15 protein-coding genes are annotated in these 12,799 nt (G+C 71.1%); 7 read left to right on the forward strand and 8 right to left on the reverse strand.

The window, feature by feature from the left end:
- Window positions 1–51 precede the first annotated feature (51 nt).
- The 3 genes from fdhD to purU all read left to right on the forward strand — a co-directional run bounded on the left by fdhD (window position 52) and on the right by purU (window position 2,961).
- Window positions 52–876 (forward strand): formate dehydrogenase accessory sulfurtransferase FdhD, encoded by an 825-nt coding sequence (gene fdhD / locus ISO16_RS09275; protein WP_072635781.1) that lies wholly within the window; start codon window positions 52–54, stop codon window positions 874–876.
- 293 nt (window positions 877–1,169) lie between these two features.
- Entirely contained in the window at window positions 1,170–2,030 is an 861-nt protein-coding gene (locus ISO16_RS09280) for a class I SAM-dependent methyltransferase (protein WP_072635782.1), read from the forward strand.
- A gap of 43 nt (window positions 2,031–2,073) precedes the next feature.
- The gene (purU, locus tag ISO16_RS09285; RefSeq protein ID WP_006946510.1) at window positions 2,074–2,961 is read left to right on the forward strand and encodes a formyltetrahydrofolate deformylase; all 888 of its coding nucleotides are present in this window, start codon (window positions 2,074–2,076) and stop codon (window positions 2,959–2,961) included.
- 23 nt (window positions 2,962–2,984) lie between these two features.
- Here purU and ISO16_RS09290 read toward each other — a convergent pair whose 3' ends face one another.
- From ISO16_RS09290 to ISO16_RS09320, 7 genes are all read right to left on the reverse strand, one after another.
- On the reverse strand, window positions 2,985–4,529 hold the full coding sequence (locus ISO16_RS09290) for a molybdopterin-dependent oxidoreductase (protein WP_072635783.1): 1,545 nt from the start codon (window positions 4,527–4,529) through the stop codon (window positions 2,985–2,987).
- A 61-nt stretch (window positions 4,530–4,590) separates the two neighbouring features.
- Window positions 4,591–5,628 carry an alpha/beta fold hydrolase gene (locus tag ISO16_RS09295; RefSeq protein WP_006946508.1) on the reverse strand — a complete coding sequence of 346 codons (1,038 nt, stop codon included), beginning with the start codon at window positions 5,626–5,628 and terminating at the stop codon, window positions 4,591–4,593.
- A gap of 69 nt (window positions 5,629–5,697) precedes the next feature.
- Entirely contained in the window at window positions 5,698–6,600 is a 903-nt protein-coding gene (locus ISO16_RS09300) for an AurF N-oxygenase family protein (RefSeq protein WP_072635784.1), read from the reverse strand.
- An 82-nt stretch (window positions 6,601–6,682) separates the two neighbouring features.
- Window positions 6,683–6,976, reverse strand: coding sequence for a DUF2516 family protein (locus ISO16_RS09305; protein ID WP_006946506.1), 294 nt, complete (start codon window positions 6,974–6,976; stop codon window positions 6,683–6,685).
- 76 nt (window positions 6,977–7,052) lie between these two features.
- The gene (locus ISO16_RS09310; RefSeq protein WP_006946505.1) at window positions 7,053–7,883 is read right to left on the reverse strand and encodes a hypothetical protein; all 831 of its coding nucleotides are present in this window, start codon (window positions 7,881–7,883) and stop codon (window positions 7,053–7,055) included.
- Between the two features lies 1 nt (window position 7,884).
- A complete protein-coding gene (locus ISO16_RS09315) occupies window positions 7,885–8,433 on the reverse strand; it encodes a helix-turn-helix domain-containing protein (RefSeq protein WP_006946504.1) in 549 nt (182 codons plus the stop codon).
- A 60-nt stretch (window positions 8,434–8,493) separates the two neighbouring features.
- Window positions 8,494–9,765 carry a DUF445 domain-containing protein gene (locus ISO16_RS09320; RefSeq protein WP_029545205.1) on the reverse strand — a complete coding sequence of 424 codons (1,272 nt, stop codon included), beginning with the start codon at window positions 9,763–9,765 and terminating at the stop codon, window positions 8,494–8,496.
- Between the two features lie 139 nt (window positions 9,766–9,904).
- Here ISO16_RS09320 and ISO16_RS09325 point away from each other — a divergent pair, with 139 nt between their 5' ends.
- Genes ISO16_RS09325 through ISO16_RS09335 form a run of 3 tightly spaced genes read left to right on the forward strand, consistent with a single transcriptional unit; the run spans window position 9,905 to window position 11,926 of the window.
- Window positions 9,905–10,645 (forward strand): TetR/AcrR family transcriptional regulator, encoded by a 741-nt coding sequence (locus ISO16_RS09325; protein WP_006946502.1) that lies wholly within the window; start codon window positions 9,905–9,907, stop codon window positions 10,643–10,645.
- A 41-nt stretch (window positions 10,646–10,686) separates the two neighbouring features.
- Window positions 10,687–11,034: a DUF4873 domain-containing protein gene (locus tag ISO16_RS09330; RefSeq protein WP_072635785.1), complete on the forward strand. Its 348-nt coding sequence runs from the start codon at window positions 10,687–10,689 to the stop codon at window positions 11,032–11,034.
- A gap of 31 nt (window positions 11,035–11,065) precedes the next feature.
- Complete coding sequence (locus ISO16_RS09335) at window positions 11,066–11,926, forward strand: polyphosphate kinase 2 family protein (protein WP_072635786.1); 861 nt, start codon at window positions 11,066–11,068, stop codon at window positions 11,924–11,926.
- A 21-nt stretch (window positions 11,927–11,947) separates the two neighbouring features.
- Here ISO16_RS09335 and ISO16_RS09340 read toward each other — a convergent pair whose 3' ends face one another.
- Window positions 11,948–12,169: a hypothetical protein gene (locus ISO16_RS09340; RefSeq protein WP_006946496.1), complete on the reverse strand. Its 222-nt coding sequence runs from the start codon at window positions 12,167–12,169 to the stop codon at window positions 11,948–11,950.
- A gap of 133 nt (window positions 12,170–12,302) precedes the next feature.
- Between ISO16_RS09340 and ISO16_RS09345 the strand changes: the two genes are divergently transcribed.
- Window positions 12,303–12,794 carry a DUF6328 family protein gene (locus ISO16_RS09345; protein ID WP_072635787.1) on the forward strand — a complete coding sequence of 164 codons (492 nt, stop codon included), beginning with the start codon at window positions 12,303–12,305 and terminating at the stop codon, window positions 12,792–12,794.
- Window positions 12,795–12,799: the final 5 nt, after the last annotated feature.

Below are 12,799 nucleotides of genomic sequence, written 5' to 3' on the forward strand. Positions count from 1 at the left end.
CTCCGCTCCCCGATCACCCGGGCGAGGCGAACTCGTCGATCGGAGCGCCGCATGGGACGAGTAACCACCCGCACCCGCATCACCCGCATCCACGCGAACCGACAGTCGACACGCCCGGACACCGTGGTCGTCGAAGAGCCCCTCGAACTCCGGGTGAACGGCACCGCGCTGGCGGTGACCATGCGCACCCCCGGCTCCGACATCGAACTCGCCCAAGGCTTCCTGCTCACCGAAGGCATCGTCGGCGACCGCGGCGACATCGCCGCGATCCGCTACTGCCACAGCACCGACGAGAACGGCCGCAACACCTACAACCTCCTCGACATCGACCTCGCCCCCGGCGTCGCACTGCCCGAGACCGGCATCGAGCGCAACTTCTACACCACCTCCTCCTGCGGAGTGTGCGGCAAGGCCTCCCTCGACGCGATCCGCCAACGCACCCGCCACGCCCCCGCCGACGACCCCGTCGTCGTCGACCCCACCGCCCTGTCGGGCATGCCGCACACCCTGCGCGAGGCGCAGAAGGTGTTCGACCGCACCGGCGGCCTGCACGCCGCCGGCCTGTTCACCGCCACCGGTGACCTGCTCGCCCTGCGCGAGGACGTCGGCCGGCACAACGCCGTGGACAAGATCGTCGGCTGGGCCACCGAAAACCACCGCATCCCCGCCCGGGGAACGGTCCTGCTCGTCAGCGGCCGCGCCTCCTTCGAACTCGCCCAGAAGACGGTCATGGCCGGCATCCCCGTCCTCGCCGCCGTCTCCGCACCGTCCTCACTCGCCATCGACCTGGCTGACGAATCCGGGCTGACCCTGGTCGGTTTCCTGCGCGAGGACACCATGAACATCTACACCCACCCTCATCGAATCGGGGTGTGAGCAATCCGCAGGGTGCCCGTCCCCTCCGGCGAGCACGTGAAGGCCGCCGCGCCGCGCTCGTCGCACGGGCGCGAGCGGGCTGTTGTGGTGGCGAGCGGGCGGTTCCTGAGCCCTCCCCTCGCGGTTCGCCGCGAAATCCACCCGCTCGACGCGGGATGTACCCGCTCGACGTCCCGGGTGCTCGCCATTCAGCATTCGGAACTGAAACGTTCGGAACTGCAATAGGGTATCGGCTGCACTCCCGCTGGGCATCCGAGGTTCCGTCCTCGGATTCGAGAACCCGAGGACGAGGCATGACCGACGCAGTGGACGAGACGGCACGGCTCGCGAGCACCTTCGACGACGCGAGCGGCGACTTCGACCGGCTCACCCCGACGGTGTGGGGCCCGGCCGGGCAGGCGCTGGTCTTCCAGCTCGGGCCCGGTCCCGGCGCGACGGTGCTGGACGTGTGCTGCGGCGCCGGCGCCTCGGCGCTGCCCGCCGCCGCGGCGGTGGGACCGACCGGCCGGGTCCACGCGATCGACGTCGCCGACGAACTGCTCGAGCTCGGCCGGCTCGTCGCCGCCGAGCGGGCGCTGCAGAACATCGACTTCGTGTGCGCCGACGCCACCACGTGGGAACCGCCGTCCGCGGTCCCGGAGGCCGGGTACGACGCGCTCGCCATCTCCTACGGCGTGTTCCTGCTGCCCCACATGGACACCACGTTCGACCGCCTGGTCGGCCTGGTCCGGCACGGCGGCCGGATCGGCGTCACCGTGTGGCGGGCCGGCGCGATGGAGGAAATCAGCGCGACGCTGTTCGACGTCGTCGGCCGCCGCAACCCGGCGGTGGCGGGCCGGCCGTCGCTGCGCGACCGGACACCGCTGCACGCGATCGATCTGCCGCGCACCCTCGAGGCGTGGCTCGCGGCCGCCGGCACCCACTCGGTGGAGGTACGCACCCTGTCGAATCTGCTGCCCGCCACCGAGGAACTGTGCTGGACGTTGGTGACCGCGACGGGCCTGCGGGCAGCCCTGGCCGGGCTCGACGCCGACGCGGTCGCCGCGGTGCGCGCCGAGTTCCTGGCGGCCGTCACCGAGCGCGGCATCCACACGATCGACGCGACGACCCTCGTCGGGACCGCCACCGTCCGGCGGCCCCCGGCGACGGTGTGACCGGCCGGAACGACCCGGCTGCACACCTGAGACACTGGACGGCATGACCTCCGCTGCCTCGTCCGACGACCGTCGGTATGTACTGTCACTGGGCTGCCCCGACGCCACCGGCATCGTCGCCCGCATCTCGACCTTCCTCGCGGACGTGGGCGGCTCGATCGTCGAAGCCGGCTACCACGCGGACCCCGACAGCGGCTGGTTCTTCACTCGTCAGGCGGTGCGTGCCTCCTCCATCCCGCTCGGCCTCGACGAACTGCGTGAGCGGTTCGCGACCGTCGCGGCGGAGCTGGGCCCGGAGACCGAGTGGACGCTGCAGGACACCGGCGAGACCAAGCGGGTGGTGCTCCTCGTCAGCAAGGAGGGCCACTGCCTGCACGACATCCTCGGCCGGGTGGCCGCCGGCGAGCTGAACGCGGAGATCTGCGCGGTCGTGGGGAACCACCCCGACCTCGAGCGGGTGACCCGCCGGCACGGCATCGACTTCCACTACGTGTCCTTCCCCAAGGACCCGGAACAGCGCGGGCCCGCGTTCGAGCAGGTGCGCAAGCTAGTCGACGTGCACGATCCGCACGCCGTCGTGCTGGCGCGGTTCATGCAGATCCTGCCGCCCGAGCTGTGCGAGCACTGGGCGGGCCGGGCGATCAACATCCACCACAGCTTCCTGCCGTCGTTCATCGGCGCACGCCCCTACCATCAGGCCTTCGCGCGCGGCGTGAAGCTGATCGGCGCGACGTGCCACTACGTGACCCCCGAGCTGGACGCCGGCCCGATCATCGAGCAGGACGTGGTGCGCGTCGGTCACGCCGACACGGTCGGCGACATGGTGCGCCTCGGCCGCGACGTCGAGAAGCTGGTGCTGGCCCGCGGTCTGCGCTGGCACCTCGAGGACCGGGTGCTGGTGCACGGCAGCAAGACCGTCGTCTTCAGCTGACGTCCCGTTCCGGGGCGCGCCCGTCACCCGACCGTGACGGTGCGGCTGTGCCAGCCGGTGGCGCCGTCGGGGATGGGCGGGCGACGCTGCTCGTCCTGCACCCGGCCCTCGCCGTCCGTCGCCCGCACCTCGAGCACGTGCGTACCGGGCGTCGCGTCCCACCGCCACGTCCACTGCCGCCACGTGTCGAGGGAGTACTCCTCGGCGAGCACGGCGTCGTTCCAGGGGCCGCCGTCGACCCGGACCTCGACGCGGTCGATGCCGCGATGCTGTGCCCACGCGGTACCGGCGACGATCACGGGCCCGGGTTCGAGCCGGCCGAACGCGGCGGGGACGTCGATGCGCGACGCCGTCCGGACGGGGGCCTTCTCCGCCCAGCCGCGCCGCGTCCAGTAGGCCTCGGCCCGGTCGAAGCGGGTCAGTTCCCAGTCAACGACCCACTTGGTGGCGGAGACGTACCCGTACAGGCCCGGCACCACCTGCCGGGCCGGGTATCCGTGTTCGAACGGCAGCGGCTCGCCGTTCATCGCGACGGCGAGCAGGGCGTCGCGGCCGTCGAGGACGGCATCGACGGGGGTGCCGCAGGTGAAGCCGTCGACGCTGGTGGACAGGAGCATGTCGGCGTCGGGGCGGACCCCGGCGCGCGCGAGCAGGTCGCTCATCCGGTATCCGATCCAGCGGGCGTTGCCGGCCAGGTCGCCGCCCACCTCGTTGGACACGCAGGTGAGCGTGAGGATCCGTTCGACGGGTTCGAACGCGGCCAGGTCGTCCCAGGTCAGCGTCATCTCCCGTTCCACCATCCCGTGGATGCGCAGGCTCCAGTCGGCGGTGCGCAACCGCGGTACCCGGAGCGCGGTGTCGATGCGGTAGAACTCCGCCGGTGAGGTGAGGAAAGGGGTGGCCCCGGGGACCGTCACCTCGGTGCCGGCCGGCACGGATGCGGCGGGCTGGGCGGGCCGCGGGATCAGGAACCGGGTGCGGTCCTCGACGGCCCGCGTCAGCCGGTCGGTGAGGTATCGGCCGGTCGCGCCGGCGGCCACGGCCACGGCGGCCGCGGAGCCGACCACCGTGAGGAACCGCCGGCGCGGCCACCCCGACGCCGGGGTCTCCGGCACGCCGTCGCGGACGTCGGATCGGGCGAGCAGCCGGATGGAGTACTGCAGCAGCGCCGCGCCCGCGAGGGCGCCGGCGACCGTCGGCAGCGCGGCGACGGCCGTGGCGCCCGGCCGGCTCAGCGCCGCGTACACGCCCACCGCGGCCAGGGCGAGGATCACGAGGCCACCGCGCGGGCGGCCGGGCTGCTCGAGCAGCCCCGCCCCCACGGCGAGTACGGCCAGGATCACCGACATGCCGATGAACAGCGCCGGCTTGTCGGACGTGCCGAAGGTGTCGATCGCGAACTCGCGGGCCCACGCCGGGGCTCGGTCGACCGTGGTGGCGCCGACGGCGTAGAACGGCGACGAGGCGGGCCCGATCAGCACGGCCAGCAGTTCTCCGACGCCGAGGACCACTCCGAACGCGACGAGGCCGGCGAAGGCGCGGGCCGCGCGGTGGCGGGCCACTGTCATGGGTCTCCTCCCGGTGGACTACACCGAGGGTTCGGCGCCGCGCCCGCCGCGGATGGGACCCTCAGGCGCCGGCCGGCATGCGATCGCGTTCGGCCAGGTGCAGCAGTTCGTCGTCGAAGGCGTCGATCGCCTCGACCGAGCTCATGTGCCCGATCCCGTCGAGCACCACGAGCCGCTCGAGGTGCCCGCAGGTCTTCAGGGTCTCGGCGAGCTTGCGGGCGTGCACCGGCGGTGTGAGCCGGTCCGCGGTGCCGACGAGCACGGTCGTCGGCACCGTGAGGTGGTCGAGCCCGTCGCGGATGTCGAAGGCGCTCAGCGCGGTGCCCCAGTTGCCGCGGGCCCGCGGCGTGCAGCCGAGCACGATCTTCTCGCAGAAGGCGACCTCGGCGGTGCTCGAACCGGGCGCGAGCGCGACGTACTTCAGGGCCCGGGTGGTGACGGGTGAGGCGACGAGCGGAAGGGCGGCGCCGAGGAGCCGGCGCGCGACGGGCTCCTGCACCCGCCCCAGCCGGGACGGCAGCAGCGCGGCCTCGGCGAGCAGGCTGTCGGTGCCGGTGCTCGCGAGCAGCACCCCGGAGGCCTTCTCCCGCACCTGATCGGGGTGGCGGCCGGCCCACGCGATGATGCTCATGCCGCCCATGCTGTGACCGGCGAGGACTGCCTTGCGGCCGGCCGGCACCGTCGCCTCGAGGACCGCGGCGAGGTCGTCGGCGAGGACGTCGGGGCCGAAGGTCCGGGTACCGAGGTCGCTGCGGCCGTGTCCGCGCTGGTCGTAGGTGATCACCCGGTAGCGGCCGGCGAGGGCGTTGATCTGCGGGATCCAGTAGTCGGCGTTGCAGGTCCATCCGTGGCTGAGCACGATCGGGTCGGCGTCCGGGTCGCCGTAGGCTCGGACGTTGAGATGGGCACCGTCGTCGGTGGTGAGGTCGATGACGTCGGGTTCCACCGTCGGCGGCGCGAGCAGCGCGTGCGGTGGCCGGTCGGCGGCGCGCACCACGGCGCGGCGTCGGCGGGCGCGGTAGGCCACGAGGCCGGCAACGGCAGCGGCGCCGGCCACCCCGGCGATCGCCAGGGTGGTCCTGCGGGACGGCTTCTTCACCTGTGTTGTTCTCCTGGTTGCTGGAACGACGGCCGTCGCGACGTGCGGCGGCCGGGGACGGTCGCGCGGTCACAGGACGTGGGCGCGGCGGAGCAGCAGGGTGGACGGTCCCCCGATCAGGCCGACGTCGTCGAGGAACTCGATCGTCCGTCGTGCGCCCTCGCGGAGCCGGTCGTGGTAGTGGGTGTTGGCGCGGACCGCGGCGGTGGCCTCGGCGACGTCGAGTCCCGCAGCGGCGTAGACGTCGTCGTGGACCAGGCTCGTGACGACGAAGTACGCGGAGATGCCCAGCTGCAGCCGGACGCGTGCGCGGTCGGCACGGGAGAGGTGGCGCGTGCGGCGGATGATCTCCTCACGCGCGTACCGGATGTGGCGGGACTCCTCGATCACATGGATGCGGCTGACGGTGCGGGTGACGGGCTGGACCCGCTCGTCGCGCATGAAGTCGCGCTGCATCATGTCGAGGATCTCCTCGGCGAACAGGGTGCCGCCGAAGGCGAGCGATCCGCTCGCGGTGGCCTTGAACAGCCGGCCGCTCTCCCGGATCCAGCGCTTCGGCCGGTAGGACGGGATCCCGAAGTGCTGTGCCGCGCGCGCGAACATCGTCGAGTGCCGGCACTCGTCGGCGATCTCGGTGAGCCCGAACTGGACGTAGGGGGTGGCGGGGTCGCGGCGGTAGAGGTCGCGCACGAGCATTTGCATCAGGATCATCTCGAACCAGATGCCGGTGCCGGCGATGCTGGCGGCCTCGTGCTGGGTCAGTACGATCCGCTGCCGCTCGGTCATCGACTCCCACAGGGCGGTGCCGTAGAGGCTGCTCCACTCGGGGGTCATGCCGTACTTGTCGGCAGGGACGGGGGCGTCCCAGTCGATCTCGAGGGCCGGGTCGTAGGAGGAGCGCGCCGCGGACGCCAGCAGGCGTTCGGCGGTGTCCTGACGGTCGGCGGTGCGGAAGGTCCGGGTGAGCGCCATCGTCGATCACCTCGTCTCGGTTGTTACCCGTTACTCGAAGTGTCACCAACCTGTCGGCGCTTGTCAAGGCTCCCGGGGAGAGCTACCACCGGCGTCGTTGCACCTCGTCCACCCGCGGCCGCACGTCGACGAGGTACACGCACACGGCGATGACCGCGATGATCCCGAGCATCATGAAGGTGCCCCAGAAGACGAAGATCACCAGCAGCGAGGCGGCGAGGATGCCGAGCCACACCGGCTTGGTGAGCTTGTCGACCGCGGGGAACGCCTCGGCCGGCTGCCGCACGGCATGCAGCAGCGCGAAGCCCGCCCCGGCGAGCGCGACGATCTGCAGAGCGAAGATGATCAGGGCGGCGAGAGAATCGACGTTGGGCACGTCCCCATGGTACGAGCAACGGCCCCCACGCGGAGGTCGCGTGGGGGCCGTCGGCGGTTCTACCGACCGGTCGAGATCAGGCGCCGGTGGTCTTGCGCGGCGCGGCCTTCTTGGCGGGCGCCTTGGCCGGAGTCTTGGCCGGAGCCTTGGCCGCAGCCGGGGCGGGCGCCTTGGCCGGGGTCTTCGGCGCGGCGGCCTTCTCCGCGGCCTCCTCGACCTTGGTGGCGGCCTCGTCGAGCTCGAGCGCGGCGGTCTCGACCCGGTCGGCGGCCTCCTCGGCGGCCTCCTGGGCCTGGCCACCGAGATCGAGCACCCGCATACCGGCCTCCTCACCGGCACCGGAGATGGCCTCGCCGACATCGCCGGCGGTCTCCTCGATCCGGCCGGCGGCGCGACCGGCGAGCTTGGCGGCCTGCTCGCCCACGGCGCGGGTCTGCCGCGCCACGGTGCCGAGAGCATCCTCGGTGAGCTCGACGGCGTCACCGAACGCGGCCTCGGCGCGGCCGATGCTCTCCTCGACGACCGGCTGCTTGCGCAGCCGCTCGATGGTCTCCTCGCCGCGCTCGGCGAGCGCGGTGTAGATGTCGGAGGCCACCTTCAGGTATGCCTCGGCCACCTTGCGCAGCTCCTCGGCAGTGAACTTCTCGCGCAGCTCGGCGAGATCCTCGGGCAGCTCGGCCGGCAGGCCCGCGAGACGCTCGCGCAGGGACTCGACGTTCTCGGTCAGGTCCTCCTGGAAGTCGGCGAGACGGCCCCGGGCGCTGTCGACCCGGTCGGTGACGTCGGTCTGGGTGGTCTCGGCGCGACGGCGGGTTCGGGCCACCACGTCGGCCACGGCCTGGACCACGGCGTCGCCGGCGCCGACGGCGGCATACAGCGGGGTGGCGAAGGTCTTCGGATCGGTCATGTCAGTTCTCCTGTTGGTCGGGGTCGGTCGCGCCCTTCGGGGCGGCGGCCTCGGATGCGGACGTCTCGGATGCGGATGCCTCGGGGGCAGATGTCCCCGGTGCGGATGCCGCCCCGGACGGGCGGGAACCGTTCTCGCGGCAGAACGATTCGTAGATGTCGAGCAGGACCTGCTTCTGCCGTTCGGTGAGGACGGCGTCGGCGAGCAGCGCGTCGCGCACCGCGCTCTGCGGACGTTGCTCCAGGATCCCGGCCCGGACGTAGAGGACCTCCGCGGACATCCGGAGACCCTTGGCAATCTGACCGAGCACCTCGGCCGAGGGCTTGCGCAGCCCTCGCTCGATCTGGCTCAGGTAGGGATTGCTGACGCCGGCGAGCTGGGACAGCTGACGCAGGGACACCTGCGCCGCCTCGCGTTGCGAGCGGATGAAACTGCCGATGTCCTGGGCGGCAGTGCTGACTACCCGGGTAGCGATCTCGGTGGCGCCGGACGCGTCGTCCTTGTCACCGTCCCCCCCGTCGGCGGGTTCACCCGATTCCTTCGTGGACACAACCTCAGCGTACGCGCAAGTGCTAGCTGTAGCAAGCACTCTGCTAGCAGGTGTGGCACGTCACGCGAACAGCAGGTTCGACAGGGTGTAGATGGCCAGGCCGGCGAGCGATCCGACCACCGTGCCGTTGATGCGGATGAACTGCAGATCGCGTCCCACCTGCAGCTCGATCTTGCGGCTCGCCTCCTCGGCGTCCCAGCGCTCGACCGTCTCCCGGATCACCGCGGTGATCTCGTCGGCGTAGTTGGCGGCGATGTACCGGGCCCCGTCCAGCAGCCAGCGGTCGAACTTGCCGCGTAGCTCGTGGTCCTCCATCAGCCGCACGCCGAAGTGGATGACGTTCTCGGTGACCTTCGTCCGCAGCGTGCTGTGCGGATCGTCGACCGACTCGAGGATCATCCGCTTGGCCGCCCGCCACGTCGCGGAAGCCAGCTGCGTGACCTCCTCGCGGCCCATGATCTCCGCCTTGACCTTCTCCGCCTTGGCGATGGTGACCGGGTCGTGCTGCAGGTCCCGCGCATAGTCGGCGAGGAACCGGTTCGCGGCCACGCGAACCTCGTGGTCGGGGTTGGAGCGCACCTTCCAGGTGAACTCGACGAGCTCGCGATGGATCCGCTCCCCGAGCAGCAGGTCCACGAACTTCGGCGACCACGACGGCGAGTCGCGGCTGATGATGCGGTCGATCGTCTCCTGGCTGCCGAGGGCCCATTGATGGGCCCGCTCGGCCAGCATGTCGATCAGCGGCATCTGCCGGTTCTCGGCGAGGAGCTCGGACAGCACCCGGCCGATGGGCGGCCCCCACTCCGGCTCGGCGATGCGCTTGACGATGGTGTTGTCGATGATCTGCTGGATGTCCTCCTCGCGCAGGACCGTCACGAGGCCCCGCAGCACCGTCGACGTCTCCTGCGCGATCCGCTCGGCGTGGTCGGGCTCGGCCATCCAGGTGCCCAGCCGCAGCGGGATCCGGGCGTTCTCGACCTTCTCCGACACCACCTCGGGGGCGAGGAAGTTGGCGCCGACGAACGAACTCAGGCTCGCCCCGAGCTGATCCTTCTTCCGCTTGATGATGGCCGTGTGCGGAATGGGGATCCCGAGCGGATGCCGGAACAGCGCGGTGACGGCGAACCAGTCCGCGAGCGCGCCGACCATCCCGGCCTCGGCGGCCGCCCGCACGTACCCCACCCATTCGCCGGCACCGCGCGACTCCTGCCAGCGGCAGAACAGGTAGACCGCGGTCGCCGCGAGCAGAAAGCCGGTGGCGACCGCCTTCATCCGCCGCAGATCCCTGCGCTTGGCGTCATCGTCGATGCTCATCAGCTGCACCTCCACCATTGTGCCGAACCCGCCACCCGCAGGGGCGGGACGCGGGTTCGGCACACCGTCCCCCCTGGGAACGGGACATCCGCACGGGGTGCGGCACACCCCCTTATAAACTGGGCGGACGATCGACAGCGAACGGATGTGCCACCCAGTGCCGAACCACCGAGTTCCCCAGCCCCTGCCCCCGACCGACACGCCGGTCCCGACAGCCGCCGCGCCGACCAAGCAGGACGGGCGCAAGCGCCGCTGGCACGAGCACAAGATCGCCCGGCGCGAGGAACTGGTCGACGGCACGATCAAGGCGATCCGGTCCCGCGGGCGCGACGTCGGGATGGACGAGATCGCCGCCGAGATCGGCGTGTCCAAGACGGTTCTCTACCGGTACTTCACCGACAAGAACGACCTGACCACGGCGACGATGCTCCGGTACGTGGAGACGATCCTCGCTCCGCGCATCTACGCGGCGGTGGCGGAGGATCTCGACGAGTACGACCTGACCCGGGTCGCGATCGCCACGTACGTCGAGACCGTCGCCTCGGATCCCGAGGTGTACCTGTACGTGATGACCAACAGCGCCGCGGCCGGGCGCGATGTCGTGGCGAACTCGGAGCGGATGATCGCCGAACTCGTCGCGACGGTGATCGGCGAGCGGCTCCGGAATCTGGAGATGGACTCGGGCGGTTCCGTGCCGTGGGCGTACGCGATCGTGGGCGCGATCCAGCTCGCCACCCACTGGTGGATCTCCAACAAGTCGATGTCGGCGGAGGACCTGACCGACTACCTCACCATGATGACCTGGGGCGGGATCTCCGGGATCGCCGCCGTCGGCGGCTCGCCGGCCCGGTTCAAGAGCCGGCCGCACCCGCTGCTCCCGGAGGCCGGCACGCCGTGACCAGATTTATGTAACTGGCGTTTACATGTAAAGTCGCGGGCATGTCCGACCCACACGACGACGAACCCGACGGCTACCGCGGCCCCGCCGAGGTCACCGTCGGCGAGCAGCACGCCACCACGGAGGTGCAGCTGGCCGGAGCGTTCGACCCCATCAGCGGGCGCTACCGCTGGCGCGGCCGGATCCGCGGCCTCGCGGCAGCCCTGCCGCCGGGCACCGACCTCTCCCCCGGCACCGACCTCCACCTGACCGTGCCCGGGCCCGGCGGCCCCGCGCCGGCGACCGTCCGGATCACCGAGACGGACCTGTGGGGCAGCCACATGGTCGACGGCGTCTCGGCCCCGCCCTATCCCACCCGCCCCGACGACACCGAGCTCGAACCCGGCTGATCCGGTCGCCGGATGTGGCACCCTCGGCATCATGACCGTCAAGAGCACCGATCCGTGGCAGACGCCGGCCGTCGAGGTGCTCCGCGCCCACCCGGGGACCAGGGTCGCCGAGATCGACACCAACGGCACCCCGGGCTTCTCGGGCGACAAGGCCACCGGCGAACGGCTCATCGAGGAACGCGGCGCGGTGCTCTCGCGGCTACAGGAGATGCTGTTCGCCAACGGGCGCTCGGGCGACCGCCGGTCGATCCTGCTGATCCTGCAGGGCATGGACACGGCCGGCAAGGGCGGCATGGTCCGCAACGTGATCGGCCACGTGGATCCGCAGGGCGTCGACCACACGTCGTTCGGCGTGCCCACCCCTGACGAGAGGCGCCACCACTACCTGTGGCGCATCAACAAGGCGCTGCCGCGGGCCGGGCAGCTCGGCGTGTTCGACCGCTCGCACTACGAGGACGTCCTCATCGTACGGGTCCACAACCTCGTACCGGAGAGCGTGTGGAGCACCCGGTACGACGAGATCAACCAGTTCGAGCGTGAGCTCGTCGACAGCGGGACCACGCTGATCAAGGTCGCGATGTTCGTCTCGCTCGAGGAGCAGAAGCGGCGCCTGGCAGAACGGCTCGAGCGGCGGGACAAGCACTGGAAGTACAACCCGGGCGACGTCTCCGAACGCAAGCTGTGGCCGGCGTACCAGGAGGCGTACCAGGCGATGCTCGACAAGACGTCGACGGATCACGCCCCCTGGTACGTCGTGCCCTGCGACCGCAAGTGGTACAGCCGCATCGCCGTCATGGAACTGCTCATCGACGCGTTCGAAGGCCTCGACCTGGACTGGCCGCTCGCCGGGTTCGACGTGGAACTCGAGAAGCGGCGCCTGGCCGAGGCGTGAGGCGGCGGCGGGACCGGACCGTCAGAACAGGTGCGGCGTCTCGCGATGCAGACGGTGGTCGTGATGGACGGTCGTGCCGATCATCGCGATCGCCGACGCGACCGCGACGACGCATACTATGCCGGCGACAAGCGCCCACCCGCCGTTGCCGGAACCCGCGGCGTAGAGGAAGGCCGCAAGACTCACGATCGAGAGCAACGCGAGCATGTACCCGGTCCATGCGACGAACAGATTGAGCTTCATGACCGCTCTCCTTCCTCAGAGCGCCGTTGTCCCTGGTGGAGCCGACAGTACCCCCACAGTGACGCAGGTCACAAGTGGGCCGCCGTCGTCGCTGCGGAGGTTTGACGGGCACCGTACGGGGCATGCCGAGACCGTGCAGCCCGAAGCGGTGCCGAACGAAGACTGGAACAGGCAGGTCCGGCACGAGACCCCCGTGCAGCGGCTGGACCGGAACTGGTCGAGCCTGCTGCAGGAGCTGCGCGTCGTGCAGACCGGCGTCCAGCTCCTCACAGGCTTCCTGCTCACCCTGCCGTTCCAGAGCCGGTTCGACGCACTCACCGACTTCCAGCGCGGCGTCTACCTCGTCACCGTGCTCGCGTCGATCGCGGCCACCATCCTCCTCGTCGCTCCCGTGGGCATGCACCGCCTGCTCTTCCGGCAGCGCCGGCTCCCCGAGCTGGTGAACACCGCGCACCGCTTCGCCATGGCAGGCCTGCTCCTGCTGGGCGTCGCGATGACCGGCGTCGTCGTGCTCGTCGTCGGACTGGTGGTCAATACCGCCGCCGGCATCGCCGCGGGCGTCGTCACGGTCGTGCTGTTCCTGACCCTGTGGGTCGCCTACCCCTGGCGCTACCGGCGGCGGTGACCGGG

It is taken from the genome of Rhodococcus sp. M8 (genome assembly GCF_015654185.1).
Lineage (GTDB): Bacteria > Actinomycetota > Actinomycetes > Mycobacteriales > Mycobacteriaceae > Rhodococcus > Rhodococcus aetherivorans.